Source organism: Sphingomonas sp. NIBR02145, from assembly GCF_027359115.1.
In the GTDB taxonomy this organism is placed as follows: Bacteria; Pseudomonadota; Alphaproteobacteria; order Sphingomonadales; family Sphingomonadaceae; genus Sphingomonas; species Sphingomonas kyeonggiensis_A.
Map to the genome: position 1 here is coordinate 838,400 of NZ_CP114791.1, position 26,449 is coordinate 864,848.

Below are 26,449 nucleotides of genomic sequence, written 5' to 3' on the forward strand. Positions count from 1 at the left end.
CTGCTTGACGTCCCTCGGGGAAGTGTCAGTATTCGAGGATAGGGTATGGAGCCGTAAAGTGCTCTGGCCCGTGGTGGGAGAGATGATGATGATGCGGTTACGCCTTTTGTCGTGCGTTGCTGTTCCGGCGCTTTCGATTGCGCTTGCTGCCCCGGCCTTTGCCCAGAACACCCAGACAACGCCGGCGGACGCAACTACCCAGGATCAGGGCGTCTCCGACCCCAATGAGATCGTCGTCACTGCCCAGGGCCGCGCCCAGGTGCTGGCCGATGTTCCGCTCGCCGTCTCGGCGGTGACGTCCACGCAGCTCGAGCGCACCGGCGCCAACGACATCCGCGCGCTCAACCAGGTCGCGCCATCGCTGCTCGTCTCCTCGACCGGCAGCGATGCCAACACCTCGGCCCGCATCCGCGGCGTCGGCACGGTGGGCGACAATCCGGGCCTCGAAAGCTCGGTCGCGACCTTCATCGACGGCGTCTATCGCTCGCGCACCGGCCTCGGCCTCAACGACCTGGGCGAGATCGAGCGGATCGAAGTGCTGCGCGGCCCGCAGGGTACGCTGGGCGGGCGCAACGCCTCGGCCGGCATGCTGAGCGTCACCACCAAGCAGCCCGAGTTCACCTTTGGCGGCATGGCCGAGGCGACCTATGGGAATTACGATGCGTGGCGCCTGCAGGGCGCGGTGACCGGCCCGCTTTCCGAGCAGGTCGCGTTCCGGCTGGATGGTCTCTATTCGAAGCGCGACGGCTTCTATCACGACGTCAATACCGGCCGCGACATCAACAATCGCGACCGCTATCTGGTGCGCGGCCAGCTGTTGTTCCAGCCGAGCTCGGACATCTCGGTCCGCCTGATCGCCGACTATAGCCACCGCAAGGAGGATTGCTGCGCCGCCGTCTATGCGACGGCCGATGTCTCCTCCACCAATGCCGGGCTGATCGCGCCGGGCACGCCGGTGGCGACGGTGCTGACCGGGATCACTGGAACGACCTTCGCGCAGTATTTCCCCGGCTACAACAACGCCTATTCGCGCCGCATCGCGACCAGTGCCAACCGTTCCTATACCGGCAAGACCAAGGATTGGGGCTTCTCGGGCGAAGTGAACTGGAACCTGGGCGACGTCGAACTGACCTCGATCACCGCCTATCGCGACTATGACAACACCCAGGCGTCGGATGCCGATTACGGCCTGGCCGACATCCTCTATTTCGGCCCGAAGAGCGGCCGCCACTTCAAGACCTTCACCCAGGAACTGCGCTTCCACGGCGATGCGTTCGGCGGCAAGCTCGACTGGCTGGTCGGCGGCTATTACGCGCATGAGGACCTCGACACCAAGAGCGAGCTCAAGTTCGGCAACGACTATGGCCGCTTCGCCGCCTGCCGCGTGGTCTATGGTTCGTTCAGCGCCTTCTATAACCCCAACAATGTCGGCTGCCTGACGCCGACCGGCGTTGCGGTGCTGAGCAACACGCTTGGGCCGCTCGGCGCGGCGGGCTCGGCGATGGTGCAGGGCCTGCAGCGGCTCGACACGGTGCGCAATGTCGGCGACGACACCGCGAACTTCGACCAGACCAGCTCGAACTTCGCCTTCTTCACGCACAATATCGTGCACATCGCCAAGGGCTTCGACCTGACCCTGGGCGCGCGCTACACCAACGAAACCAAGAAGCTGAATGCCAACTTCAACAACAACAACACGGTGTGCCCGGCGCAGCAGGCGGCGCTGCTGCCCTATATGGGCGTCGCGGCGCTGGCGCCGCTGGCGGGTGGCATCATCACGCTGAGCTGCCAGGGCGGATCGTCTTCGGCGCTGAACGCGCTGACGCTCAACGACACGCGCAAGGAAGACAAGTTCACCGGCACGGCGATCCTGTCGTACAAGCCGAGCGACGACGTGATGATCTATGCGAGCTACTCGCGCGGCTACAAGGCGGGTGGCTTCAACCTGGATCGCTCGGCCTTCAAGAACCCGAGCGCGACCCAGCCGCTGCCGATCTTCCCGATCAGCACCGCCAATGCCGGCTACTACGCCGATGTGCTCCAGTTCGACGAGGAAACGGTGAACGCCTATGAGGCGGGCATGAAGTACTCGACGAAGGGCTTCAACCTGAACGTTGCCGGTTTCCGCCAGGAATTCAGCAACTTCCAGCTGAACACCTTCAATGGCACGGTCTATCTCGTCCAGAACATCAATGGCTGCAAGACGAGCCTGGGCGGCGGCGATCGCGACCTGAGCGCGACGACGGGCGCCTGTCCGGCGGGCCAGACCAAGCCAGGCGTGGTCTCGACCGGCTTCGAAATCGAAATGGGCCTGTCGCCGGTGCGTGCGCTCAACTTCAACTTCGGTCTGACCTACGCGAAGACCAAGTACGCCAACAACCTGGTGGGCTCGAAGACGGGTGCGCCGCTCGATCCGGCGCTGCGCCTGCTGCCGGGACAGCTGCTCTCGAACGCGCCGGAACTGGTGGCGACCGGTTCGGCGGCCTGGACGCCGTCGCTGGGCGGTGGGCTGCGCGGCCTGCTCTATGTCGATAGCCGCCTGGCCGACAACTACAACACCGGCTCGGACCTGTTCCCGCAGAAGACGCAGGACAGCTTCGTGGTGGTGAACGGCCGCATCGGCATCGGCAGCGAGGACCAGAAATGGGCGCTCGAGCTGTGGGTGCAGAACGCGACCAAGGCCAATTACATGCAGGTTGGCTTCAACTCGCCGTTCCAGGCGGTGAGCACGACGCCGACCCCGGGCTTCCCGGGTGGTTCGCAGATCTTCTCGGCCTTCCTGGCCGAGCCGCGGACCTACGGCATCACGCTGCGCTCGCGCTTCTGATCCTGCAAGGCAGGGGTGTGGAACGGGCTCGCGGGGCAACCTGCGGGCCCGTTTCCGTTTGGGCGTGGCTTGCCGGGGCGGGTGAAAATGGACATCCTCGTGCCTTCGCGGATGTGGAGGTGTTCGTGATCCGTTTGCTGCGCGTCCTGACGCCATTGTGCCTGAGCCTGTTCGCCACGCCCGCCTTTGCCCAGGCGACGGCGCGGACCTGTGGTGCCGAGGAAAGCGTGGGGCCTGCCTGCCTGCTGGTGCACCAGATGCTGCCGGCCCTGCCGGCGAAACCGGTCTATTGGCATCTCGACACCTTCCCGACCCGCGAGGCGGCGAGCAAGGCGGCGACGGCCAATGGCACGGTCGTCGAGGCATTCGGTGCGGTGTGGCTGTTCACGATCGAAGGCGAAGGCTGGCGGCCAAAGGGCGGCACGCATGTCGCCGATATCGGGCCGCTGCCAGTCGAGCCGGCGCCGAGCTTTGCCGCCGAATATCTGCGCTCGGTGTTCACGCCGGGGATGACGGCGCCGCTGCATGTCCATTCCGGGCCGGAAGCGTTCTTCGCGGTCAGCGGCGACACCTGCCTGGAGACGCCGGAGGGCGCGCGGACCGGTAAGGGGCCGGGCAACAATCTGGTCATTCAGGGCGGCCCGCCAATGCTGCTGATGGCGATCGGCAAGGAACCGCGAAAGGGCTTCGCACTGATCCTGCACGATATGGCCAAACCGCCGACGACGCTGACCCAGGCCTGGCAGCCCAAAGGACTTTGCGCGGCGGAGGCGGCGAGGCCCTGAGGCTTTCAGACCGCGTTCAGGCGAAGGGCGCGAGGACGGGGCATCGACCTTGGAGGTATGCTCGATGCGTTCGCTGGTTCCCGCCCTTGCCCTGACGATCCTGGCGCTGCCGGCTGCGGCCCATGCACAGGGCAACCCCGCGCCGCAATGCGCGGTCAGCGTGCAGTTCGCCAGCTATGCGATGGGAATCGACCGGCCCGCCTTCGACCGGGTGCAGGCGTTGCTCAAGCGCGATCGTGGCGTGCGGAGTATCGACGCGCGGCGCTGGGGGCGGGAAGGGGAGACCAATCTCTGCGTGCAAACCCGCAAGGCCGGGGACGCGCGGCGGATCTTCGGGCGGGTGAAGGCAGTGCTGCCGGCCAGGCCGCGTGGGCCGATCGTGGTCGAGGCGCGGGGCGGTTTGCGGTTCGAGGCACCACGAGCTCATTGAATCGTGCACGATCGTGCGAATTGACTCGCATGATTATACACGATAATGCGGATTCATGACTGTTGATCCCCCCAATGCGCGGCGTGACGTGATTGCGGCCCGGCTGGCCAATGGACAGCCGGTGTCGGCCGGTACCCTCGCCGCCGAGTTCGAAGTTTCCGAGGATGCAATTCGGCGCGACCTGCGTGCGCTGGCGGCCGAGGGTAAGTGCCGGCGCGTCTATGGCGGGGCGCTGCCGGTCTCGCCGGTCGCCGTGCCGATGGCCGCGCGGATCGAGGGCGATCAGGGGCGGAAGCGAGCGCTGGCCCGCGCGGCGGTGACGACGATCCGGCCGGGCGAGTTCCTGTTCCTCGACAGCGGCAGCACCAATCTCGCGCTGGTCGAGTTCCTGCCGGAGGATGCCGACCTGACCATTGCCACCAACTCGGTGGATATCGCCGCGGCGATGCTGCGGCGGCAGGACCTGCGACTGATCGTGCTCGGCGGGCAGGTCGATCCGATCATCGGCGGCTGCGTGGATGCGGTGGCGATGCAGGCGCTGATGCAGATGCGCTTCGATCGGGCGTTCATCGGTGCCTGTTCGGCCTCCGACGAAGGGGTGGGGGCTTTCCAGCTGGACGACGCCACCTTCAAGCGCGCGGTGATCGCCGGGGCGAAGCGGACGGTAGTGCTGGTTACCGACGACAAGCTGGAGCGTGAAGCGCCGTACCGGGTTGCGGGGCTGGGCCAGATCGACATGCTGGTGGTGGAGGCAAGCGCGACCGACATGCAGCGCGGCGCACTCGATGCAGCAGGCTGCCGTACCATCCTGATCGCCGATCCGGCCTGAGCAGGGGGCGAGGCATGACGACTTCCGCCGATAGCCCGGCCACGCGGCTGGCCACGCGCCTTTCGTTCCTGGTCGCCGGGTTCGGAATCTCCTGCTGGGCGCCGCTGGTGCCCTTTGCCAAGGAGAGGCTCCAGATCGATAGCGCTATGCTGGGGCTGCTGCTGCTCTGCATCGGCATCGGATCGATCCTGGCGATGCTGGCGACCGGGCCGATCAGCGCCCGCTATGGCGGCAAGCCGGTGATCGTGACGAGCGGCATCGCCCTGGCGCTGATCCTGCCGCTGCTGACCATCGCGGCGACCCCGGTTACCCTGGGCGGTGCGCTGCTGCTGTTCGGCGCGGCGCTGGGTTCGCTGGACGTGGCGATGAACGTGCACGCGGTGGAAGTGGAGCGGGCGGCGCCCGTGCCGCTGATGTCCGGATTCCATGCGCTGTTCAGCATCGGCGGCTTTGCCGGCGCGGCGCTGATGACGATTTTCCTGTCGCTCAAGGTGAGCGCGCTCGCCGGCAGCCTGGTGTGCGCGGCGATCATGCTGGGAGCGATGCTCATTGCCTGGCCACGGCTGCTGCCGGCGGTGCGGGGCGAAGAGGGGCCACTGTTCGTGCGGCCGCATGGCGTGGTGGTGCTGCTGGCCGTGCTCGCCATGGCGACCTTCCTGGCCGAAGGGGCAATGCTCGACTGGAGCGCCCTGCTCATCACCCAGATGGGGCTGGTGGGCGCGACCCATGGCGGGCTGGGCTATATCCTGTTCGCGATCGCGATGACCACCGGGCGGCTGCTCGGAGATGCGCTGACCGCGCGGCTGGGGGATTACCGCACCTTGCTGGGCGGCGGACTGGTTGCGGTTGCGGGCTTCGCGGTGCTGCTGAGCGTGCCAGTCGCGCCGATTGCGCTGGGCGGCTTCCTGCTGATCGGGCTGGGCGCATCGAACATCGTGCCCGTGCTGTTCCGCATCGCCGGGGCGCAGACGCAAATGCCGCCCGCGCTGGCGATCGGGGCCATCACGACGCTTGGCTATGCCGGCATTCTCGCCGGGCCTGCCGGGATCGGCGTGGTGGCGGAGGCGGTCGGGCTCAGAGCCGCGTTCTGGATACTGGCGGTGTTGTTGCTGCTGGTGCCGTTCACTGCCCGGCGGACCACACGCGCGGCGCAGGCCTGAAATCGGCCGAGCCGGCTCAGGCGATGCCTGTGCCGCCCAGCTCACAGGCGGGGATTACCGCGTCCGCCTGGCCGAGGGTGAGCCATTCGCGCACCAGCGGGTGGCCGAGCAATCGGCGCGAATAGGACTCCGCGACCCCGTCCAGCGCGACCCCATAGGTGACGAAGCGGATCGCAGGCGGTGCGAACATGATGTCCGCTACACCGAATTCGCCGAGCAGCCAGGCCCCGCCTGCGCCAAAGCGGCGGCGGCCCTCTGTCCAGATCTCCCGAATGCGAGCGATGTCGGCGACAAGATCGGGGGTCATCTCGACCTGACGATCGCGCCCGCGTGCGTTGTACGACATGCTATTACGCAGATGCTGGAAGCCGGCATGCATCTCCGCGCAGATGCCGCGGGCATAAGCGCGTTTTGCGGGGTCCGCGGGCCAGATATGGGGATGGGCATCGGCGAGGTGCATGATGATCGCCAGCGTGTCCCAGATCGTCACACCGTCATCGATGAGCACCGGGACCTTGGCGGTGGGCGAATAGCGGAGCAACCACTCCCGACTATGCTCGCCGTAAAGGGGGATGGTGACCTCGTCGAACGGAAGCTGCAGCCAGCGCAGAAGCAGCCAGGCCCGCATCGACCAGGAGGAATAGTTCTTCGGGCCCAGGATCAGGGTGAGTCTCGCCATTGCGTATGGTCCCCCGGCATCGATGCAAAGCCAAGCATGGCGCGGTCGGACCGGATATGCACGAGACGAAGGCCGGTAAGCCACACGATATTGCGACTAGCTTGCAATAGCACCTCTGCGCTGCTAGCCGCACCCCCGATCAAGCTGCTCCGCCTGAGAGCGGCACCAAATTCGGGGGTTCCCAAAATCATGTCCGTGCGTTCGCGCCTCTCGCTGCTTTCCCTGCCGTTGCTGGCGCTCACCGTCGCGATGCCGCACGTCGCGTTCGCCCAGCAGGCCGAACCGCAGAAGGACGCCGAGGATAGCGAAGAGATCGTGGTCACCGCCGCACGCACGGTGCTGCCGCCGAATGCGCTGCCGCTTACGATCGATGTGATCGACAAGCAGCGGCTCGATCAGCAGATCGCGATCTCGGGCTCGGTGACCGATGCGGTGGCGAACCTGACCCCGTCCTTCTCGCCGACCCGCCAGAAGCTGTCGGGCGCGGGCGAGACGCTGCGCGGGCGCTCGCCGCTCTATGCGATCAACGGCATTCCGCAATCGACCCCGATGCGCGATGGCAGCCGCGACGGCTTCACGATCGATGGCTTCTTCGTCGATCGGGTCGAGCTGATCTACGGCTCGAACGCGCTGCAGGGGATTGGCGGCACCGGCGGTATCGTCAACCAGGTGACGGTGGGTGCGCCGAAGACCGAAGGGATCAGCGGGCGCGTGCTGCTGCAGGGCACGGCGGACAACGACTTTAGCAAGGACGGGCTGGGCGGCAAGGCGGCCGGGCTGGTGCAGTGGAAGTCGGGCCGGTTCGATGCGACCTTCGGTGCGGCATATGAGAAGCGCGGCGTGTTCTATGATGGGGACGGGCGCCGCGTCGGCCTGAACCTGACCCAGGGCGAAACGCAGGATTCCAAGACGGTCTCGCTGTTTTCGCGACTTGGCTATCAGGTGGGCGAAACCGGGCGGATCGACCTGATCGCCAGCCGTTTCGAGCTGAAGGGTGATGGCGATTATATCGCGGTGGTGGGCAACCGTGCCACCGGCCTGCCGACCAGCGCGACGCGCGGCGATGCGCCGGGCAAGGCCGCGGCGAGCCGCACCGAGAGCGTAGCCCTGACCTATACCGACACGTCGCTGGGCGGCGGCAATTTCGTCGGCCAGATCTTCTTCAACCGCACGCACGACACGTTCGGCGGAGAGATCCTGCCGATCGCGACGTTCCAGGATCCGACGCTCGACCCGACCGAAAAGCTGTTCGACCAGTCCGAGAACCGTTCGCGCAAGCTGGGCGCCAAGCTGAGCTATGAGCGCGCGGTGCCGGGCTTCGAGGCGCTGACCGCGACCATCGGCTTCGACGCGCTGGTCGACAAGACCGAGCAGCGGCTGATCGCGACCAATCGCGTCTGGGTGCCGCCCAGCGATTTCCGCAGCCTCGCGCCGTTCGTGCAGGGCAATCTGAAGCTGTTCGGTGGCAAGCTGCGCCTGGCAGGCGGCGCGCGCTACGAGAACGTCGAAATCAAGATCGACGATTACCACACGCTCGCCTCGACCACCTATGTCGCGCCGAACAAGGCGACCTATGGCGGCGTTGCGGTCTCCGGCGGCAAGCCGAAGTTCGAGGACCTGCTGTTCAACGGAGGCGTGATCGTCGAGCCGGTTACCGGCATCCGCGCCTACGCGAGCTATGCCGAGGGCTTCACCGTGCCCGACACCGGCCGCATCACCCGGGCGATCCGGGTGACCGGCGTCGACCTCGACAATTATCTCGACATCTCGCCGATCGTCTCGAACAACCGCGAGATCGGCGTGGAAGTGAAGCGCGGGCCGCTCGATGGCTCCGTCACCTATTTCTGGTCATCGAGCGACAAGGGCCAGTTGCTGATCGCGCGCGCCGCCGGCATCTTCGACGTGCAGCGCCAACGGGTGGAGATCCAGGGGCTCGAGGTCAATCTGGGCGTGAAGCTGCCGGTGCCGGGGCTCAAGGCGAGCGTCGGCTATGCGCATCTGAGCGGCCGTTATGACGCCGACACGGTGCCGGACGGCAAGGTCGATACCGATCTCGACGGCACCAACATCTCGCCGGACCGCGTCAACCTGGCGGCGGACTATCAGAAGGGTCCGTTCAGCGCCCGTGTGCAGGCCCAGTTCTACCTCTCGCGCCACTTCAACGGCAAGGCGCGGGCGATCGACGATGCCAACCCGCTGCATCCGCAGAAGCTCTACATGAACGACTTTGGCGGCTATGTGCTGACCGACGCATATGTCCGCTACCAGACGAAGCTGGGCGGGCTGAGCCTCAGCGTCGCCAACCTGTTCGACAAGATGTACATCGACTACGCCTCTGACACTCGCCTGCCGAACGACAACACCGTCTTCTATGCGGGTCGCGGGCGCACCTTCACCCTGAGCTGGGACTATCGCTTCTGATGCAGCGCGGCGTGATGGGATGGGTGGACCTGATCCACCGCTGGACAGGCGGCGTGCTCGGGCTGGTGCTGGCGATATTGGGGCTGACCGGCGCGATCCTCGTCCATGAGGATAGCTGGCTGGGCTGGACGTTGCCGCATGCCGCGGACGTGCGCGTGGCCGATCCGAACGTGATCGCGGCGACCACCGCGAAGCTGATGGCGGCCGAACCCAAGGCGCAGGGCATCACATATGCCAGCGACGGGCTCGGGCTGCACCAGGTGCGGATGGCCAGGGGCGCCGGCGCCTATGCCGACCAGGCGGGCAATGTCGTGACGCGGTGGGATAGCCAGTGGAGCCGGCCCGAGCATTGGCTGTTCGACCTGCACCATCATTTGTTCACTGGCGATTTCGGCGAGACGATCATCGGGATCGCCGGGCTGGCGGGCATCCTGTTCGTGATCACCGGATCGATCCTGTGGTGGCGGACGCGCAAGACCTTCAAGTTCCGGCTCTGGCCCAAGCGGCTGAGCCGGCCGATGATCGTGATGCAGCACCGCGACCTGGGCGTCGTGATGGCGCCCTTGCTGCTGCTCTCGGCAGTGACCGGCACGATGATGATCTTCAAGCCGTTCGCGCAGTTGATCACCACGCCCTTCTCTTCGCCCTCGGCCGATGCCGCGGCGATGAAGCCGCCCAAGGTGAAGAGCGGGCCGCTGGCCGCGCATCCGGACTGGCGCGCGATCATCGCCGCGTCCTATACGCGCTTTCCGGATGCACAGATTCGCATCCTCTCGCTGCCGCGTAAGGCGGGTGACCCGATCCTGGTGCGGATGAAGCGGGCCGGGGAGTGGTTGCCAAATGGCCGCTCCAACATCTGGTTCGACGCCGCGGACGGACACATGCTCGGCTCGATCGATGCGCTGGCGCTGCCCAAGGGCGCGCAGGTGTTCAACGGCGCCTATCCGCTGCACGCCGCCAAGGTGGGCGGGCCGCTCTACCGGCTGGTGATGACCTGCTCGGGGCTGGCGATGCTGCTGCTCGGCAGCCTGGCGGTGTGGAGCTTCTGGTTCAAGCGACCCAAGCCGAAGAAGGCGGTGCGGAAGGCCTAAGACTGCGCCGCGACCATATGCACGATGTCGTCGCCGACCCATTCGATCAGCGGCGCATCGTAGTTGCCCATCGCCACGACAGTATATCCGGTCTCCCAGACGATCCGGCTCATCGAGTTGATGCCGGAAAAGGCACCGCCACCGTTGTGCCCGCGCACCGTCTTGTCGCCGATCTTTCGGTGCAGGAAGCCATAGCCATATTGGTTATAGCCCTTCTGCAGGCCGGTCATCTCCTCGGCCATGGCAGGCGACAGCAGCTTGCCTGCGCGCAGGGCCTGCAGGAACCGCGTCATGTCTCCAGCCGTGCTATAGGCGCCGCCGCAGGAGTTGCCCCGATAGCCGCGACCCTGGAAAGTCGAATTGCCGATTCTCGTTCCGAAACCGAGAAAGTCGGAGTCCGGGAAGCGATACCCCTCTGCCCTGAGGGGCGAGATTTCATCGACCCTATAATAGATCGTGTTCTTCATGCCGGCGCGATCGAATACGCGGCTCTGTACCGCATCATAATAGCTCTGTCCGGTCAATTTCTCGACGATCGCGCCCAGCAGAATGAAACCCTCGTTACTATAACCGGCCTGCGTTCCCGGCGTGAAATCGAGCGGCTTGGCGGCGAAGCGCGGCAGCAATTCGCTGACTCGCTCGAAGGGGCGGAAGCGGTCGATTTCGGGGTCTCCGAACGAGGAGGCGACGCCGGACTGGTGGCTTAGCAGATGCCGGATGGTAATGGCCTTGGCAGCGTCGGCGTTGGGATAATCCGGCAGCACATCGACGACACGCGTATCGAGCGTCAGCCGGCCCTGCTCGATCAACTGACCGATCAGTACGGCGGTGAACATCTTGTCCATCGAACCGGTGTGGAATCGGGTGTCCATCGTATTGGGAACGTTGAAGTTCTTGTTCGCCTGGCCGAAGGCGCCGCTGTAGATCAACTCGCCGTTCTTCATGACCAGCACCGAGCCCGAGAATTCGTCGCGCGCCGCAGCGAAGCGCAGCCGGTCGTCGATCGCCTTGCGCAGCGCTGCGCGGGAAACCGGTTGCGCGATGAGCTGCGTGGGGTAGGCGGACGGGCGTGCGTAGGCGTTGAACCGGGTTACGCCATTCGACGGTGATCCGTCGGTATCGAGCAGCAGCTTGCCGCTCTTGCCGTTCGCGGCGCGCAGATCGATGCGAAGCCAGCCATTCTTGCGATCGTTCCCCGTCACCGTGACTCCGCGGCTGACCCGCGCGATGTCCTCGAGCATCTTCGCGAGGTCGCTCTGGCTATAGGCTCCCTCCCTTTGCGAATGATATTTCGCGGCCCATTCGGCGCGTGCGCGGGCATCCGCGTTCACTGCCGCCGCCAGGTCGCGGGCGAGCAGCTTGTCTCTTTCGATCGCGGCGGGATCGATCGTGGCCTGCGTGGTCTGCGCAACGGCAGCAAGGGGAGGCGTCAGCGCACTGGCTAGCAGCAACACAAAGTGAATCTGCCGCATCTTATTCTCCATTCCAGCCATTTCGGATGGATTAGAGACCTGGATACGCGGAGACAGCGCGATGCGACGAAAGCCGACTATCCCGCCAGAACGCGATCGTCGAACAGGCCGAAGGCGATCGTCGAGGCGTAATACGCCACCGCCTTCTCGCGCGGCATGGTGCTGGCCCATTTGCGCATGTCGAAGGCGGCGTTCTGCAGCGCCATCAGCGTCTGCGAGGCGACCAGCGGGTCGATCGCGCGGATCGAGCCCTGGGCGATGCCGTCGGACAGCATGCCGGCGAAGCGGCGGGCGATACGGTTCGAACGGTCGATCATCGTCGAGCGGACCTGGGGCGGCAGGCCGGAGAGCGCGGTGGTGCGCAGCAACGGGCCGCGTTCGCTGAATTGATAGTCGAGCAAAGTCGCGATCGTGCTTTCGAGCTGCTCCCAATGGGTGCCGCCGGCATTCTCGGCCAGGCGTTGCGCATCGGTGATGATGTCGAAGCTGCGCTTGTAGCAGGCGATCACCAGATCGTCCTTGGCATCGAGATGGTGGTAGAAGCTGCCCTTGGTGACGTTGAGTTCGCTGGCGATCTTCTGGACCGAGGCGCCGCGATAGCCGAGCTCGTTGATCAGGCGCGTGGCGGCGAGCAGAAAGGCTTCCCGGCCGGGCTCGGGCTCGTCATGCTCAAGGTCGAGCATATGCGGGGTCCAGGCTTCCCCTGGGCCAGCGATGCCCGTGCGGAACACGTCCATCAGCCGCGCCTCGACGCGGGTATATTCGTCCACCTCGTAGCGCGGTAACCAGGCGGTCAGCCAGAAGGTGTTCTCGAGCAACACGTGCGCGCGGGCACCGTGGAGATCGGTCTCCGCGCGCGTGGTCGCGGGGCCCCAGAGCGTGCGGGTCTTGCGGAAAACGCCCCGCCAGCGATCGAGCAGCTCGCGCTTGATCGGATCTTCCATGGCGCGGAGATCCGAGAGGATCGCGAAATCGCGTTCCTCGCCTCGGCGGATGCGGGCGAGCCGTTCCATGTTGATGTTGAGATAGCGGGCGACGCGCGCCTCGGGCGTCGGCTCCTTGCCGGCATCGTCGAGCATCGCCTCCAGCCGGTCGAGTGTCTGTTCGAAGGCGGCGGCGGCAAGGTCTTCCTTGCGCTTGAAATAATAGGTGACCGACGTCGTGTTGAGCCCGACGCGGCGGGCCACGTCGGCAAAGGTCATCCCCTTGGCGCTCTGCTCGTTGATGGCGTCCGCGGCCGCGGCGAGGATCGCATCCCGCTTGGCCTGGAAGCGTTTCGTCGCGCTTGCGGTTTCTAGTTTCCCCGGTGCATTCATTGCAACCAGTCTAGCGGATTTGACGGCTAGCCAAAGCGGTTTTTTGAATCGAGGTTGTGCCGATTTTCGCGCCGGCCCGACTTTACCGAATATCCGGTATGCTCTACGCCGATCCGTGAAGCAGAAAACGGAGAGGATGCGCCATGGATTTCACGCTGAGCGAGCGCGAGACCTATTTCCGCGACCGCGTGAAGGCCTTTATCGACACCAGGATCCGGCCCCGCGACGGCGACTATCACGCCCAGCAGAAGGAGGGCGATCGCTGGAAGGTGCTGCCGGTGATCGAGGAAGTGAAGGCCGAGGCCCAGGCCGCGGGACTGTGGAATTTCTTCATGCCGCCGCATTCGGGCCAGTCCCATGTCGACGACAGTTTCGAGTTCCAGGGCACGCAGCTGACCAACCTCGAATATGCGCTGTGCGCCGAGGAGATGGGGCGGCTGGGCTGGGCGTCGGAGTGCTTCAACTGCTCCGCGCCCGACACGGGCAACATGGAGGTGCTCCATCGCTACGGCACCCGGGCTCAGAAGGACCAGTGGCTCAAGCCGCTGATGCAGGGCGAGATCCGGTCCGCCTTTCTGATGACCGAGCCGGCGGTGGCGAGCTCGGATGCGACCAACATCCAGACCAGCATGGTGCGCGACGGCGATCATTATGTGATCAATGGGCGCAAGTGGTGGAGCTCGGGCGTGGGAGACCCGCGTTGCGCGGTTTCCATCGTGATGGGCAAGACCGACACCGGTGCCGCCAAGCATGCCCAGCAGAGCATGATCCTGGTGCCGATGGACGCCCCCGGCGTGAAGATCGAACGGATGCTTTCGGTTTTCGGGTATGATCATGCGCCGCACGGGCATGGCGAAGTGGTTCTCGAGAATGTTCGCGTGCCGATCGAGAACATGCTGCTGGGCGAAGGACGCGGGTTCGAGATCGCGCAGGGCCGGCTTGGGCCGGGGCGCATCCATCATTGCATGCGCACCATCGGGGTTGCCGAGGAAGCGATCGAGGCGATGGCCAAGCGTCTGGTCAGCCGCGTGGCGTTTGGCAAGCGCCTCTCGGACCACTCGGTGTGGGAGCAGCGGATCGCGCGCGCGCGCATCGATATCGAGATGACGCGGCTGCTCTGCCTGAAGGCGGCGGACATGATGGACAAGGCGGGCAACAAGGCCGCCCAGCTCGAGATCGCGATGATCAAGGTGCAGGCGCCGCAGATGGCGCTGCAGATCATCGACGACGCGATCCAGGCGCATGGCGGCGCGGGTGTGTCGGGCGACTTCCACCTTGCGCATGACTGGGCCGGCATCCGCACGCTGCGGCTCGCGGACGGTCCGGACGAGGTTCACGCCCGGGCGATCGCGCGGAACGAGTTCGGGAAGTATGCGGACTTCAAGGCGGACCGGGCTTCGTCGGGAGATGTGGGGGTTTCGCGTTAATCGTCACCCCGGCGAAAGCCGGGGTCTCAGGCGAGGGCGCGGGAAAAGCGCCGCACGAGATCCCGGCTTTCGCCGGGATGACGGAAATTGGGATGGGAGAGTGATGAAAGCAGCCGTTCTCTACGAAGCGGGCAAGCCGCTCGAGATCACCGAGGTTCGCGTATCGAAGCCCGGGCCGCGCGAGGTGCTGATCCGCACCAAGGCGGTGGGCGTGTGCCGGTCCGACCTGCACTTTGTCGATGGCGCCTTCCCGCATCCGGTACCGACCGTGCCGGGGCATGAGGCGGCGGGCGTGATCGAGGCGGTAGGCAGTGATGTCGCGCATCTGAAGGTCGGCGATCATGTCATCACCTTCTTCACCGTATTCTGCGGCAGCTGCGAGATGTGCGTTACCGGGCGGCCCTCGCTGTGCATCGATCCCTCGACCCGGCGCCCGGCCGATGCGGAACCGCGGCTGTCGCTCCAGGATGGTACCGGGCTGGCGCCGTTCCTTAACCTCTCGGCCTTTGCCGAGCAGATGCTGGTACATGAAAACGCCTGTGTGGCGATTTCGAGGGAAATGCCTCTGGACCGCGCGGCGCTGCTCGGTTGTGCGGTGATCACCGGGGCCGGGGCGATCTTCAACGACAGCCGGGTGCGGCCCGGCGAGAGCGTGGCGATCATCGGCGCGGGCGGGATCGGGCTTGCTGCGATCAACGCCGCCAAGATCGCCGGGGCGGGGACGATCCTGGCGATCGACCCGGTGCCCGAGAAGCGCGAGCTGGCGCTCAAGCTGGGCGCAACCCATGCACTCGATGCGATGGCCGAGGGGCTGGCCAAGGACGTGCTCAAGCTGACCGGCGGCGGCGTCCATTATGCGATCGAGGCGGTCGGGCGGCCGAATACCGCCGAGCTGGCCTGGAACATCCTGCGCCGCGGCGGCACCGCGACGATCCTCGGGATGATCGCGCCGGGCGGCAATGTCAGCCTGCCCGGGCCGACCTTCCTGACGGGCAAGAAGATCCAGGGCTCGCTGCTGGGCAGCACGCGCTTCCCGATCGACATGCCGCGCCTGGTGCAGATGTATCTCGACGGGCTTCTCGACCTCGACACGATGGTCGCCGAGCGGATCAGGCTGGAGGATGTGAACGATGCACTCGACAAGCTGCGCAAGGGCGACAGCGTGCGATCGGTAATCGAGTTCGCATGAGCGACCTCGACGAAGCGAAGCTGGCGGACTGGCTGGCGGCGAACGTTGCCGGCTTTGGTGGGCCGATCGCGGTTACCAAGTTCCCCGGCGGGCAGAGCAACCCGACCTATCGGATCGATGCGGAGAGAGCTTCCTATGTGCTCAGGCGCAAGCCGTTCGGGCCGATCCTGCCCTCGGCCCATGCGGTGGAGCGCGAATATGCGCTGATCGCGGCGCTGCACCCGACCGGCTTCCCGGTCGCGCGGCCCTATGGGCTGTGCGAGGATCCCGAGGTGCTGGGGGCACCCTTCTACATCATGGAGATGGTGGAGGGGCGAACGCTCTGGGACGGCGGCTTGCCGGGCATGACGCCGGCGGAGCGGACGGCGCATTATCATGCGATCATCGATACGCTCGCGGCGCTGCATTCGGTGGACTATGCGGCGGTGGGGCTGGGCAGCTACGGCAAGCCGGGCAATTATTTCGCCCGCCAGGTCGAGCGCTGGACGAAGCAGTATCGGGCAAGCGAGACCGATGCGCTGCCCGAGATGGAACAGCTGATCGCGTTCCTGCCGCGCACCGTGCCCGAGCAGACGCGGACGAGCATCGTTCATGGCGACTTCCGTATCGACAACATGATCTTCGCGCCCGTCGCGCCGCGTATCGTGGCGGTGCTCGACTGGGAGCTGTCGACGCTTGGCGATCCGCTGGCGGACTTCTCCTATTTCCTGATGAGCTGGGCGACCGAGCCCGAGGGGCGATCGGGCGTGAAGGGACTCACCGGACCGGAGACCGGCATCCCGACGATCGAGGATGTGGTGGCGCGCTATTGCGCGGCGACCGGGCGCGACGGCGTGCCCGATCTGAACTGGTATTTCGCCTATAACCTGTTCCGGCTGGCGGGGATCGTCCAGGGGATCAAGAAGCGGATGATCGACGGCAACGCCTCCTCCGCCAATGCGGCCGCGACGGTGGAGCGGCTGCCTGGACTGGTCGCACAGGCCTGGCACTTCGCGCAGGAGGCAGGGGCATGAGCGGATTGTTCGACCTGGCCGGCAAGGTAGCGATCGTTACCGGCTCCTCGCGGGGGATCGGCAAGGCTTCGGCCGAGGCGCTGGCGGATGCGGGCGCGAAGGTGGTGATCTCGAGCCGCAAGCAGGATGCCTGCGACGCGGTCGCGGCCGAGATCAACGCGAAGCACGGCGAAGGCACTGCGCTGGCGGTGGCGGCGAGCATTTCGGACAAGGAAGCGCTCAAGCATCTCGTTGAAGAGACGCGGCGGGTGTTCGGGCGGGTGGACGTGCTGGTCTGCAATGCGGCTTCCAACCCCTATTACGGGCCGCTCGAGGGCATCGCGGACGACCAGTTCCGCAAGATCCTCGACAACAATATCCTCTCCAACCACTGGCTGATCCAGATGGTGGCCCCGGAGATGCGCGCGCGGCGCGAGGGATCGATCGTGATCATCTCGTCGATCGGGGGCTTGCGCGGATCGCCGGTGATCGGCGCGTACAATGTCTCCAAGGCGGCGGACCTGCAGCTCGCGCGCAACTATGCTGTGGAGTTCGGGCCGGACAATGTGCGGGTCAACTGCATCGCGCCGGGGCTGATCAAGACCGATTTCGCCCGCGCGCTGTGGGAGGATCCCGAGCGGGCGAGGGCAACCAACGCGACCACGCCGCTGCGGCGGATCGGCGAGCCTGAGGAGATTGCCGGGGCCGTGGTTATCTCGCCAGCCGGGCGAGTGCGTTCATGACGGGCCAGGCGATGGTCATCGACGGAGGAGTGACGATCTGATGCAGTTCGCGGGCAAGGTTGTGATCGTTACCGGGGCTGGCTCGGGGATCGGACGCGCGACGGCGCGGGCATTTGCCGATGCAGGCGCCAAGGTGGTCGCCGCCGACCTGAGCGAGGCAGTCGGGGAGACGATCGCCGGGCGCGAGGGCATGATCGCGGTGCACATGGATGCCGGTGACGAGGCCGATGTCGAGCGGGTGGTTGCCACCGCGGTCGATAGCTTTGGCGGGCTCGACATCTTCTACGCCAATGCCGGCATTTCGGGCGGCGCGACGGGCATCTTCGACACGCCGACCGAGCTTTGGGCCGAGGTGCTTCGCGTAAACCTGATCGGGCCGGCGCTGGCGATCAAGCATGCGGGCCCGCGGATTGTCGAGCGCGGCGGTGGTGCCATCCTTTGCACCGCCAGCGTCGCCGGGCTGCGTTCGGGTGCCGGTGGCCCGGCCTATTCGGCCAGCAAGGCGGGTGTCATCAACCTGGTCCAGACCGCGGCGCAGCAGTTCGCGGGATCGGGCGTGCGCGTGAATGCGATCTGCCCGGGGCTGATCGAGACCGGCATGACCGAGCGTGCCTTCACCTATGCCCGCGAGACCGGCAAGGAGGACAAGCTCGGCCGATTGAACCCGCTGCGCCGGGCGGGCCAGCCCGAAGAGATCGCGCGGGTGGCGCTGTTCCTCGCTTCCGACCAGGCGAGCTATGTCAACGGCCAGGCTTGGGTGGTGGATGGCGGACTTTCGTCCAGCCATCCGGTGACACGCCAGGAGTTCGGCAAGCCGGCGTTCTAAAGCGTCACCTCGCCGCGAAACACCGGCACGCAGCGGCCGGCGACACTGCTGCGGATGCCGTCGGAGGTGCGGCGGGCGATGACGGTCAGGTTGCTGGGGCGGCCCATCTCGACGCCCTGTCGCACCTGGAAGCGCGCGGTTTCCGCCTCGCCGAGCGAGAGCAGCAGCGCGCCGAGCGTGGCGTTGGCGCTGCCGGTGGCGGCGTCTTCCCAGGTGCCGCTGAGCGGGGAGAACATGCGGGCGCGGATGCGCTGTTCCTCGCGGGCATAGAGGAAGATCGACAGGCGCTCGGCATTGTCGCGCTCCGTATCGGCGAGGCGGCGATAGGCTGCGATATCCGGTTGAGCGAGGCTCAGCGCTTCCTCGGTGACCTCGACGAAGACGAAGTCGACGCCGGTGGTGGCGCGGGTTGGCAGGTGGGAGGCTGTTACCAGGTCAGCGACATCCAGGTTCAGGCAGGCGGCAATGCCTTGGACGGGCAGCGTGCCAAGCAACTGAAGCGGCTGGGGTGCGTCGATCTCCGCACCAAGGGGACTGCCGCTTGCGTCGCGTTCGATGCGCACCTCGACCAGGCCGGCGATTTCCTCGAAGCGGAGCGTGTCGCCCGCCTCCGGGCGCAGACCGGCAAGGACATAGCCGGTGCCGACATTGGGATGGCCGGCAAAGGGCATCTCGGCGGTGCGGTTGAAGATGCGGACCCGGGCGGTGTGTGCCGGATCGGCTGCAGGCAGGACAAAGGTCGTCTCGCTATAGTTCATCTCCGCCGACAGCGCCTGCATCTCGGCGTCGCTCAGCCCGCCGGCATCGGGGAACACCGCGAGCGGATTGCCGCCGAAGCGGGTCTCGGTGAACACGTCGAGCGTGACATAGGCGAAGCGGCGCGGTGCGGTTTCCATTGCGCCGGTCTAGCGGCTGGCGGCTCAGGCGCAATTGGGATCGGCGACCGGATTGCCGGTGGCGCGGTAGAGGCCGTCCTTGCCGGGTGCGACTTCGATCGGCTTGACGCTGAAATAGCTGCCGCCGCCAAGCGCACGATCGAGGATGCAGAGCTTCAGCGCCTTGTCGCTCCGGTCGAGCAGACTGACGCGGAAGGTCCAGCTCTTGTCGGCCAGCTCGAACACCGCCGAATTGCCGTCGCGGATCGGGTTGGTGAACCCGTAATCCGCCAGGGTGCGCAGCCCTTCCTTGCGGCGTGGGCCGGTGGAGTTCGGAAAGCTGGTGACGTCCAGCTTGCTGGCGATCTCGACCGGATCGGCGGCGTCGGCGGTGACCGTCGCCAGATCCTGTGAAAACAGTGCCAGCACCGTGGCGATCATCATGGCTGCGAGCTCCCCGCGATATGTCCTGCCCTGCCAACGCGGGGGAAAGCCCGTGCGTTCCTAGTCCTTTACGCGGATCAGTCCTTCCTGGGTGACGCTGGCGACGAGGCGGCCGTCGCGGCTGTAGATGCGGCCGCGATTGAAGCCGCGCGAATGGCCAGCCCAGGGGCTGTCGGTGGTGTAGAGCAGCCACTCGTCGAAGCGGAACGGCTCGTGCAGCCAGACGGCGTGATCGAGGCTGGCGGTCTGCACGCCGCCGGTCATCCAGCTTACCCCGTGCGGGAGCAGGCAGGTGCCGAGCAGGGTCATGTCGGTGGCGTAGGTGAGCATCGCGCGGTGGAGCGCGGGATCGTCGGGCAGGAGGGCGACGACGCGGAACCAGCTGTGCTGGACCGGCTCCTGCGCCACGGGCTTGAACCAGTTGCGCGGATTGACCGGGCGGATCTCGATGGGCCGCGCGCGCAGGAAGAAGCGGCGGAATTTCTCCGGCACCTCGTCGCGGATCGCCTCGCGCAGGTCGCGTTCCGAGACGAGACTGTCCGGATCGGGTACGTCGGGCATGTCGAACTGATGGTGCAGGCCCTCGGCTGGAAGCTGGAAGCTCGCGGTCATGTTGAGGATCGGCTGGCCGCCCTGCATCGCGATGACCCGGCGATTGGCGAAGCTGCGCCCCTCGAAATCGCGGACCACCCGGTAGATGATCGGGTGGTTCTCGTCCCCGGGCCGCATGAAATAGGCGTGGAGAGAGTGGGCGAGCTTGTCATCCTCTATCGAGCGCTGCGCGGCCTGGAGCGCCTGCGCCACGACCTGGCCGCCGAAGACGCGGCCGACCCCGCCGGGCTGGCGGGGGCCGCGGTAGAGATCGGTATCGATGCGCTCGACATCGAGCAGGGCAGTGAGCTGGTCGACCAGGCCCCGGGGGTCTTCGGCGCGTTCGGGTGGGGTGGTGTCCATCAGTAGCCGGACGCCTCGGCCAGGGCGTTGGCGTGGTAGTTGGTGTCGCCGAACATCTCGGCCAGCACGCGGGCGCGCTTCATGAAGAAGCCGATGTCGAACTCGTCGGTCATGCCGATGCCCCCGTGCATCTGGACACCTTCCTGCACGGCCAGCGTAGTGGCAAGGCCGGTCATCGCCTTGGCGACCGCCACCGCCTCGGCCGCGTCCTGGCCGGCGTCGAGCAGCTGCTGGGCCTTGAGCACGGCGGCGCGGGCGACTTCCATCTCGCTGTAGAGATGGGCGGCCCGGTGCTGCAGGGCCTGGAAGCTGCCGATCGCGACGCCGAACTGCTTGCGATCCTTGAGGTAATTGACAGTCATGTCCATCGCCCCGCCGCCGACGCCGACCAGCTCGGCCGAGGCGCCGGTGCGGCCTGCCGACAGCAGGCGGCCGAGGGGGCCGTCACCCTGGTCGACTTCGCCCAGGACTGTATCGGAATCGACACTGACATCGGCAAAGGTGACATGGGAAGCTAGGCTGGAGTCGGCCAGGCGCTCGGTACGGACATCGATTCCGGGGGTTTTCGGGTCGATTACGAAGAGCGTTACGCCCGAACTGGACGCTCCAGCCGCGGAAGTTCGCGCGGCGACGATCATCAGGTCGGCGACATGGGCGTGGGCGACGAAACGCTTGGCGCCCGACAGCCGAAAACCGTTGCCCGCGCGCTCGGCGGCGAGCGAAACCTGACCTGTGAACTTCGGCGTCTCATCGATCGCAAGCGCCGCGACCGTGTCGCCAGCGAGGATGCCGGGATACCAGCGCGCGGCATGGCCGGTGCCCTTCAGCGCCTCGACCGCCGCCACCGCCGTCGCCAGGAACGGGGAGGGCGAGAGGTTGCGGCCGATCTCCTCGAGCACCACGCCCGCCTCGACATGGCCAAGGCCGAGGCCGCCGTCCGCTTCCGGGATCAGGATGCCGGTGAAGCCCATTTCGGCGAACTGTTTCCAGAGCGCGCGGCTGAAACCGGTGGGGTCGTTCGCGTCGCGCAGCGCGCGCATGTGGCTGACCGGGGCTTCCGCGGCGACGAAGTCCTTCGCGGTGTCGCGGAGCATGGTCTGGTCTTCGTTGAGGTAGAGGGGCATTTCTTCTCTTCCTTAAGCCCTCTCCCTTTGGGAGAGGGTTGGGTGAGGGTGGTCTCCACATGCGTTTCCGTTTGTGGCGACCCTCACCCTTCCGCCGACTGCGTCGGCTCCCTCCCTCTCCCAATGGGAGAGGGAATTTGGTCAGCTCGGCAAATCCAAAATCCGCTTGGCGATGATGTTGAGCTGGATCTCGCTAGTGCCGCCCTCGATCGAATTGGCCTTGGTGCGTAGCCATGACCGGGCTGCGGCGCCCTGGTGCGAGTCCGCGCTCTCCCATTCGAGCGCGTCGCTGCCGCCGGCGGCCATCTGGAGCTCGTGGCGGGTCTTGTTCAGCTCGGTGCCATAGTACTTCATCATCGAGGGCTGGGCAGGGTGCGCCTGGCCGGCCTTGAGCTCGTCGATGAACTTCTCGGACATCGCCGCGAACGCCTTGGAGCGGACCTCAAACAGCGCGATCTGGGCGCGCAGGATCGGATCGACGCCCTTGCGCGCGCTTTCCACCAGCGGGTCCTTGCCGGCACCGCCCAGGCCGAAGCCCGAGATCATCTCGCGCTCATGGCCGAGCAGATATTTGGCGACGTCCCAGCCCTTGTTGAGGGTGCCGAGCAAATTGGCCTTGGGCACTTCGACATTGTCGAAGAAGGTCTCGCAGAAGGGCGAATTGCCGCTGATCAGCAGGATCGGCTTGGTCGAGACGCCGGGCGAGGCCATGTCGAACAGCAGGAAGCTGATGCCCGCCTGCTTGACGGTCTTGTCGGTGCGGACGAGGCAGAAGATCCAGTCGGCCTTGTCGGCATAGCTGGTCCAGACCTTCTGGCCGTTGACGACGAAATGATCGCCCGCATCATCCGCGGAAGTTTGCAGGCCCGCCAGATCGGAGCCGGCATTGGGCTCGCTATAGCCCTGGCACCAGCGGATTTCGCCGCGTGCAATCTTCGGGAGATGTTCGAGCTTCTGTTCCTCGGTGCCGTACTTCAGCAGCGCCGGGCCGAGCATCGAGATGCCGAAGCTGTTGAGCGGGTTGCGCGCCTTGATGCGCTTCAGCTCCTCGCGGAGGACCTTGGTCTCGGCCGGCGAGAGCCCGCCGCCGCCATAGGCGCTGGGCCAATCGGGCACGGTCCAGCCGCGCGCGGCCATGCGATCAAGCCAGACCTTCTGGTCGGGATGCGCATATTCCGGATTGCGGCCGCCCCAGGTGGTTTCCTTTTCCGATTTGGGCGGGGTGCGCATCTCGGCCGGGCAGTTTTCCTCCAGCCAGGCGCGGGTTTCGGCGCGGAAGGTTTCCAGATCCTCTGCCATTCATCCTCTCCAAATCCTCCCCCGGAGGGGGACCGCGAAGCGGTGGAGGGGTAGTCTCCGCGGGCTTTGCCACTTGTGGCTCGCTACCCCTCCGTCTGCCTTCGGCTGCCACCTCCCCCTCCGGGGGAGGATTTAAGTCATTTCACTTGTTGAACTTCTCGCCCTTTTCCGCCTTTTCGCGGAGCAGGGGAGCGACTTCGAAGCCGTACTTCTCGAGGCCCTCGACGATCTTCTTGAGACCCTCGGTGTCGGCCCAGAACATCGGGCCGCCGCGGTACGGGGGCCAGCCATAGCCGTACACCCAGACGACATCGATGTCCGACGCGCGCTGGGCCATCTTCTCGGCGAGGATCAGCGCGCCTTCGTTGACCATGGTATAGAGCGTGCGGACGACGATCTCCTCCTCGGTGATCTCGTGCTGCGGCACGCCCAGCTTCTCGCGCCACTCGGCGATCAGCTCGGCGACGCGCGGCGAGTTCGAGGGGGTGCGCTTCTCGTCATAGTCATAGAAGCCGGCGCTCTTCTTCTGGCCCCAGCGACCCTCGGCAGCGAGCGCGTCGCGGATGTTCTCGATCCGGTTCGGGTCGCGGTGCCAGCCGATATCGACGCCAGCGAGATCCGCCATCTGGAACGGACCCATCGGCATGCCGAAAGCGACATGGACCTTGTCGATCTGCTCGGGCGTGGCGCCTTCGAGCAGCATCTTGTTGGCCTCGACCTGGCGCGGCATCAGCATGCGGTTGCCGATGAAGCCGTAGCAGACGCCGGCGATGACAGCGACCTTCTTGATCTTCTTCGACACGGCCATGGCAGTGGCGAGCACGTCGTCGGCGGTCTTGGCGCCGCGGACGATCTCGAGCAGCTTCATCACGTTCGCCGGCGAGAAGAAGTGCAGGCCGAGAACGTCCTGCGGACGCGAGGTGGCCGCAGCGATCTCGTCGATGTTGAGGTAGCTGGTGTTCGAGGCGAGGATGGCACCCGGCTTGGCGATCTTGTCCAGCTTGCCGAAGATGTCCTTCTTGACGTCCATATTCTCATAGACGGCCTCGATGATCAGGTCGCACTCGCCGAGCGCGTCGAAATCGAGCGTCGGGTTGAGCAGGCCCATCGCGCCTTCGACCTGTTCGGCGGTCATGCGGCCCTTGGCGGCGGTCGCCTCGTAATTCTTGCGGATGACCCCGGTGCCGCGATCGAGCGCTTCCTGCGCCATCTCGACGATGGTCACCGGCACGCCGGCCGAGAGGAAGTTCATCGAGATGCCGCCGCCCATCGTGCCGGCGCCGATTACGCCGACGCGCTTGATGTCGCGGAGAGCAATGTCCTCGGCGATACCGTCGATCTTCGCGGCCTTGCGCTCGGCAAAGAAGATGTGGCGCAGCGCGGCGGACTGAGTGCCCATGATCAGCTTCATGAAGCCCATGCGCTCGGCCTGGACGCCCTCGGCATAGGGCTTGCCGGCGGTCTGCTCGATCAGGTCGAGGATCGTGTTCGGCGCGTCCATGCCGCGGAAGCGCTTGGCGTTCTTGGCGCGGAACGCCTCGAACACGGCGGCGTCAACGGTGACCGGGCGCTCGGAGGAGCGCGAGACCGGCTTGCCGATCACTTCCTGTGCGAAGGCGAGGGCATCGGCGACGAGATTGCCCTCGGTCGCGAGGCGGTCGACCAGACCGGCGGCCTTGGCCTGCTCGGCCGAGATCGGATCGCCCTTGGTCGCCATTTCGAGCGCGACTTCGACGCCCGCGACGCGCGGCATGCGCTGGGTGCCGCCGGCACCGGGCAGGATGCCGAGCTTGACTTCGGGCAGGCCGAACTTCGCCGAGGGGACGGCGATGCGATAGTGCGAGGCGAGGGCGACTTCGCAGCCGCCGCCGAGCGCGGTGCCGTGCACGGCCGAGATCACCGGCTTGTCGAGCGCTTCGATCTCATCGACCAGCACGGGGAGCGACGGCTCCTGCATCGGCTTGCCGAACTCGGTGATGTCGGCGCCGGCGAAGAAGGTCTTGCCCGCGCAGGTGATGACGACGGCCTTGATGCTGTCGTCGTTCTTCGCTTCCTGGATGCCCGCCTGGATGCCCTGGCGGACCGCCGCGCCGAGCGCGTTCACCGGCGGATTGTCCGAGGTGATGACCAGGACGTCGCCCTGGCGGGTGGTGGTGATGGGGGAGGTCATTCTAGTCTCCAACGGATAAGTTCAGTCGTTCAAAGCGGAATAGATCATCGTCTTCAGCTCGCGCCGGATCGGGTAGAGCATGGACGGGGAAAGCTGCGTCATGAAGACCATCGAGATGCGCTCGACGGGATCGATGAAGAAGGCGGTCGAGAACATGCCGCCCCAGTAGAACTCGCCGGCCGAGCCGGGCATCAGCGTCTTCGCGACATCGGTGGTGACGGCGAAGCCCAGGCCGAAGCCGGTGCCGGCGTTGGTCGTCTCGCTGAACAGCGACTTGGACAGGCTGGCGAGATCGCCGCTGCCGGGCAGTTGGTTGACCGTCATCAGGTCGACCGTCTTGCGGCTGACCAGCCTTGTGCCGTTCAGCTCGCCCTTGTTCAGGAAGAAGGTGCAGAAGCGGTGATAGTCGAGCGCTGTGGAGACGAGGCCGCCGCCGCCCGAGACGAGGCGCGGGGGCTTCGACCAGGCGCTTTCGGCGCCGCGATCGTACATCACCCGGCCCTTGCCCTGGACCATCGTCCAGCAATCGGCGAGGCGATCGGTCTTCTCCGCCGGCACGGTGAAGCCCGTGTCGTGCATGCCAAGCGGCGCGAAGATGCGCTGCTCGAAAAAGTCGGCAAGGCCCATGCCGGAGACACGCTCGACCACGGCGCCGAGCACGTCGGTGGAGACCGAGTAGTTCCACTCGGTGGCGGGCGAGAATTCGAGCGGTATCCGCCCCAGCGCCGCGACGAACTCGTCGAGCGTCAGATTGCCGTGCCAGTTCTCGATCTTGCCCTCGCGATAGGCGGCATCGATGTTGGTGCGGTTCTGGAAGCTGTAGGTCAGGCCCGAAGTGTGGCGGAGCAGGTCGACCATCCGCATCGGCTCGCCGGTGGGGATCGTCTGGAAGGGCACGCCGCCGCCACCCGCCTTGAACACGCCGAGATTCTTGAACTCGGGCAGGACGTGGTGGACGGGCGTGTCGAGCGCGACCTTGCCCTCTTCGACCAGCATCATGAAGGCGAGGCTGGTGACCGGCTTGGTCATCGAGGCGATACGGAAGATCGTGGTCTGGTCGACGGCCGCGCCGCCTTCGCGGGCGGCACCCTGATGCGAGAAATGGACGATCTCGCCGCCCCGGGCGATCAGGATCTGGGCATGGGGCAGCTTGCCCGAGTCGAGGTAGCGCGCTTTCACATAGGCATCGATCCGCGCCAGCCGGACCGCATCGAAACCGTGGTTTTCGGGCTTGGCAATCTTCATGCGGCTGGCATACCTCTCATTCGAAAGCGATGACTCGCGTCTTCTCAAGGACACGCTTCCCCTATTGCCTTGAGCGCGCGATGAATCAACACTAACGTTGTTTACGGTACGGCATCCGATGCCAAACCCAACATTCTAGAAACATAACGCA

At 66.0% G+C, this 26,449-nt stretch carries 21 protein-coding genes and 1 pseudogene; 12 read left to right on the forward strand and 10 right to left on the reverse strand.

Annotated elements, in window-relative coordinates:
• Positions 1-91: 91 nt before the first annotated feature.
• The 5 genes from O3305_RS03870 (at position 92) to O3305_RS03890 (ending at position 6,031) form a co-directional block, all read left to right on the forward strand.
• The gene (locus tag O3305_RS03870) at positions 92-2,827 is read left to right on the forward strand and encodes a TonB-dependent receptor (protein WP_269576448.1); all 2,736 of its coding nucleotides are present in this window, start codon (positions 92-94) and stop codon (positions 2,825-2,827) included.
• Between the two features lie 125 nt (positions 2,828-2,952).
• Entirely contained in the window at positions 2,953-3,612 is a 660-nt protein-coding gene (locus tag O3305_RS03875; RefSeq protein ID WP_269575224.1) for a hypothetical protein, read from the forward strand.
• A gap of 64 nt (positions 3,613-3,676) precedes the next feature.
• Positions 3,677-4,042 carry a hypothetical protein gene (locus O3305_RS03880; protein WP_269575225.1) on the forward strand — a complete coding sequence of 122 codons (366 nt, stop codon included), beginning with the start codon at positions 3,677-3,679 and terminating at the stop codon, positions 4,040-4,042.
• Between the two features lie 55 nt (positions 4,043-4,097).
• Entirely contained in the window at positions 4,098-4,871 is a 774-nt protein-coding gene (locus O3305_RS03885) for a DeoR/GlpR family DNA-binding transcription regulator (protein ID WP_269575226.1), read from the forward strand.
• A gap of 14 nt (positions 4,872-4,885) precedes the next feature.
• A complete protein-coding gene (locus O3305_RS03890) occupies positions 4,886-6,031 on the forward strand; it encodes an MFS transporter (protein ID WP_269575227.1) in 1,146 nt (381 codons plus the stop codon).
• A gap of 16 nt (positions 6,032-6,047) precedes the next feature.
• Here O3305_RS03890 and O3305_RS03895 read toward each other — a convergent pair whose 3' ends face one another.
• Positions 6,048-6,710, reverse strand: a complete 663-nt coding sequence (locus tag O3305_RS03895) for a glutathione S-transferase family protein (RefSeq protein WP_269575228.1) — start codon at positions 6,708-6,710, stop codon at positions 6,048-6,050.
• A gap of 189 nt (positions 6,711-6,899) precedes the next feature.
• On the opposite strand from O3305_RS03895, the gene O3305_RS03900 reads away from it, so the two are divergent.
• Both O3305_RS03900 and O3305_RS03905 read left to right on the forward strand, forming a co-directional pair.
• Positions 6,900-9,131 (forward strand): TonB-dependent receptor, encoded by a 2,232-nt coding sequence (locus tag O3305_RS03900; protein WP_269575229.1) that lies wholly within the window; start codon positions 6,900-6,902, stop codon positions 9,129-9,131.
• Positions 9,131-10,222, forward strand: coding sequence for a PepSY-associated TM helix domain-containing protein (locus O3305_RS03905; RefSeq protein WP_353739219.1), 1,092 nt, complete (start codon positions 9,131-9,133; stop codon positions 10,220-10,222). Before O3305_RS03900 ends, O3305_RS03905 begins: the two co-directional genes overlap by 1 nt.
• On the opposite strand, the gene O3305_RS03910 is transcribed toward O3305_RS03905, so the two are convergent.
• Positions 10,219-11,865: a serine hydrolase domain-containing protein gene (locus tag O3305_RS03910; RefSeq protein ID WP_269575230.1), complete on the reverse strand. Its 1,647-nt coding sequence runs from the start codon at positions 11,863-11,865 to the stop codon at positions 10,219-10,221. The two genes, O3305_RS03905 and O3305_RS03910, sit on opposite strands and share 4 nt — an antisense overlap.
• Complete coding sequence (locus tag O3305_RS03915; protein ID WP_269575231.1) at positions 11,772-13,010, reverse strand: TetR/AcrR family transcriptional regulator; 1,239 nt, start codon at positions 13,008-13,010, stop codon at positions 11,772-11,774. Before O3305_RS03915 ends, O3305_RS03910 begins: the two co-directional genes overlap by 94 nt.
• Positions 13,011-13,153: 143 nt before the next feature.
• On the opposite strand from O3305_RS03915, the gene O3305_RS03920 reads away from it, so the two are divergent.
• From O3305_RS03920 to O3305_RS03940, 5 genes and pseudogenes are all read left to right on the forward strand, one after another.
• Positions 13,154-14,437, forward strand: coding sequence for an acyl-CoA dehydrogenase family protein (locus O3305_RS03920; protein WP_269575232.1), 1,284 nt, complete (start codon positions 13,154-13,156; stop codon positions 14,435-14,437).
• Positions 14,438-14,540: 103 nt separating this feature from the next.
• Positions 14,541-15,626 (forward strand): Zn-dependent alcohol dehydrogenase, encoded by a 1,086-nt coding sequence (locus tag O3305_RS03925; protein ID WP_269575233.1) that lies wholly within the window; start codon positions 14,541-14,543, stop codon positions 15,624-15,626.
• The gene (locus O3305_RS03930) at positions 15,623-16,639 is read left to right on the forward strand and encodes a phosphotransferase family protein (RefSeq protein WP_269575234.1); all 1,017 of its coding nucleotides are present in this window, start codon (positions 15,623-15,625) and stop codon (positions 16,637-16,639) included. The genes O3305_RS03925 and O3305_RS03930 overlap by 4 nt, the downstream gene beginning before the upstream one ends.
• A pseudogene (locus O3305_RS03935) lies at positions 16,636-17,402 on the forward strand (SDR family oxidoreductase). The gene O3305_RS03930 and the pseudogene O3305_RS03935 overlap by 4 nt, the downstream one beginning before the upstream one ends.
• A complete protein-coding gene (locus O3305_RS03940; protein ID WP_269575235.1) occupies positions 17,402-18,187 on the forward strand; it encodes an SDR family NAD(P)-dependent oxidoreductase in 786 nt (261 codons plus the stop codon). The pseudogene O3305_RS03935 and the gene O3305_RS03940 overlap by 1 nt, the downstream one beginning before the upstream one ends.
• Here the strand turns inward: O3305_RS03940 and O3305_RS03945 are convergent.
• From O3305_RS03945 to O3305_RS03975, 7 genes are all read right to left on the reverse strand, one after another.
• Positions 18,184-19,083 carry a PhzF family phenazine biosynthesis protein gene (locus O3305_RS03945; protein ID WP_269575236.1) on the reverse strand — a complete coding sequence of 300 codons (900 nt, stop codon included), beginning with the start codon at positions 19,081-19,083 and terminating at the stop codon, positions 18,184-18,186. The genes O3305_RS03940 and O3305_RS03945 overlap by 4 nt on opposite strands.
• A 24-nt stretch (positions 19,084-19,107) precedes the next feature.
• Entirely contained in the window at positions 19,108-19,506 is a 399-nt protein-coding gene (locus O3305_RS03950) for a hypothetical protein (RefSeq protein ID WP_269575237.1), read from the reverse strand.
• A 60-nt stretch (positions 19,507-19,566) separates the two neighbouring features.
• Positions 19,567-20,460 carry an acyl-CoA thioesterase gene (locus O3305_RS03955; RefSeq protein WP_269575238.1) on the reverse strand — a complete coding sequence of 298 codons (894 nt, stop codon included), beginning with the start codon at positions 20,458-20,460 and terminating at the stop codon, positions 19,567-19,569.
• Positions 20,460-21,584 (reverse strand): acyl-CoA dehydrogenase family protein, encoded by a 1,125-nt coding sequence (locus O3305_RS03960; protein ID WP_269575239.1) that lies wholly within the window; start codon positions 21,582-21,584, stop codon positions 20,460-20,462. Before O3305_RS03960 ends, O3305_RS03955 begins: the two co-directional genes overlap by 1 nt.
• 141 nt (positions 21,585-21,725) lie before the next feature.
• The gene (locus O3305_RS03965) at positions 21,726-22,883 is read right to left on the reverse strand and encodes an acyl-CoA dehydrogenase family protein (protein ID WP_269575240.1); all 1,158 of its coding nucleotides are present in this window, start codon (positions 22,881-22,883) and stop codon (positions 21,726-21,728) included.
• A gap of 142 nt (positions 22,884-23,025) precedes the next feature.
• Entirely contained in the window at positions 23,026-25,053 is a 2,028-nt protein-coding gene (locus O3305_RS03970) for a 3-hydroxyacyl-CoA dehydrogenase NAD-binding domain-containing protein (protein ID WP_269575241.1), read from the reverse strand.
• 21 nt (positions 25,054-25,074) lie between these two features.
• On the reverse strand, positions 25,075-26,298 hold the full coding sequence (locus O3305_RS03975; protein ID WP_269575242.1) for a serine hydrolase domain-containing protein: 1,224 nt from the start codon (positions 26,296-26,298) through the stop codon (positions 25,075-25,077).
• Positions 26,299-26,449 lie beyond the last annotated feature (151 nt).

What these genes read in the sequence shown, in the direction of transcription:
- O3305_RS03870 (WP_269576448.1), top strand. Translation starts at nt 92, where the DNA reads ATGCGGTTACGCCTTTTGTCGTGCGTTGCTGTTCCGGCGCTTTCGATT.
- O3305_RS03880 (WP_269575225.1), top strand. Translation starts at nt 3,677, where the DNA reads ATGCGTTCGCTGGTTCCCGCCCTTGCCCTGACGATCCTGGCGCTGCCG.
- O3305_RS03885 (WP_269575226.1), top strand. Translation starts at nt 4,098, where the DNA reads ATGACTGTTGATCCCCCCAATGCGCGGCGTGACGTGATTGCGGCCCGG.
- O3305_RS03890 (WP_269575227.1), top strand. Translation starts at nt 4,886, where the DNA reads ATGACGACTTCCGCCGATAGCCCGGCCACGCGGCTGGCCACGCGCCTT.
- O3305_RS03895 (WP_269575228.1), bottom strand. Translation starts at nt 6,710, where the DNA reads ATGGCGAGACTCACCCTGATCCTGGGCCCGAAGAACTATTCCTCCTGG.
- O3305_RS03900 (WP_269575229.1), top strand. Translation starts at nt 6,900, where the DNA reads ATGTCCGTGCGTTCGCGCCTCTCGCTGCTTTCCCTGCCGTTGCTGGCG.
- O3305_RS03905 (WP_353739219.1), top strand. Translation starts at nt 9,131, where the DNA reads ATGCAGCGCGGCGTGATGGGATGGGTGGACCTGATCCACCGCTGGACA.
- O3305_RS03910 (WP_269575230.1), bottom strand. Translation starts at nt 11,865, where the DNA reads ATGGGCCAGCACCATGCCGCGCGAGAAGGCGGTGGCGTATTACGCCTC.
- O3305_RS03915 (WP_269575231.1), bottom strand. Translation starts at nt 13,010, where the DNA reads ATGAATGCACCGGGGAAACTAGAAACCGCAAGCGCGACGAAACGCTTC.
- O3305_RS03920 (WP_269575232.1), top strand. Translation starts at nt 13,154, where the DNA reads ATGGATTTCACGCTGAGCGAGCGCGAGACCTATTTCCGCGACCGCGTG.
- O3305_RS03925 (WP_269575233.1), top strand. Translation starts at nt 14,541, where the DNA reads ATGAAAGCAGCCGTTCTCTACGAAGCGGGCAAGCCGCTCGAGATCACC.
- O3305_RS03930 (WP_269575234.1), top strand. Translation starts at nt 15,623, where the DNA reads ATGAGCGACCTCGACGAAGCGAAGCTGGCGGACTGGCTGGCGGCGAAC.
- O3305_RS03940 (WP_269575235.1), top strand. Translation starts at nt 17,402, where the DNA reads ATGCAGTTCGCGGGCAAGGTTGTGATCGTTACCGGGGCTGGCTCGGGG.
- O3305_RS03945 (WP_269575236.1), bottom strand. Translation starts at nt 19,083, where the DNA reads ATGGAAACCGCACCGCGCCGCTTCGCCTATGTCACGCTCGACGTGTTC.
- O3305_RS03950 (WP_269575237.1), bottom strand. Translation starts at nt 19,506, where the DNA reads ATGATGATCGCCACGGTGCTGGCACTGTTTTCACAGGATCTGGCGACG.
- O3305_RS03955 (WP_269575238.1), bottom strand. Translation starts at nt 20,460, where the DNA reads ATGGACACCACCCCACCCGAACGCGCCGAAGACCCCCGGGGCCTGGTC.
- O3305_RS03960 (WP_269575239.1), bottom strand. Translation starts at nt 21,584, where the DNA reads ATGCCCCTCTACCTCAACGAAGACCAGACCATGCTCCGCGACACCGCG.
- O3305_RS03965 (WP_269575240.1), bottom strand. Translation starts at nt 22,883, where the DNA reads ATGGCAGAGGATCTGGAAACCTTCCGCGCCGAAACCCGCGCCTGGCTG.
- O3305_RS03970 (WP_269575241.1), bottom strand. Translation starts at nt 25,053, where the DNA reads ATGACCTCCCCCATCACCACCACCCGCCAGGGCGACGTCCTGGTCATC.
- O3305_RS03975 (WP_269575242.1), bottom strand. Translation starts at nt 26,298, where the DNA reads ATGAAGATTGCCAAGCCCGAAAACCACGGTTTCGATGCGGTCCGGCTG.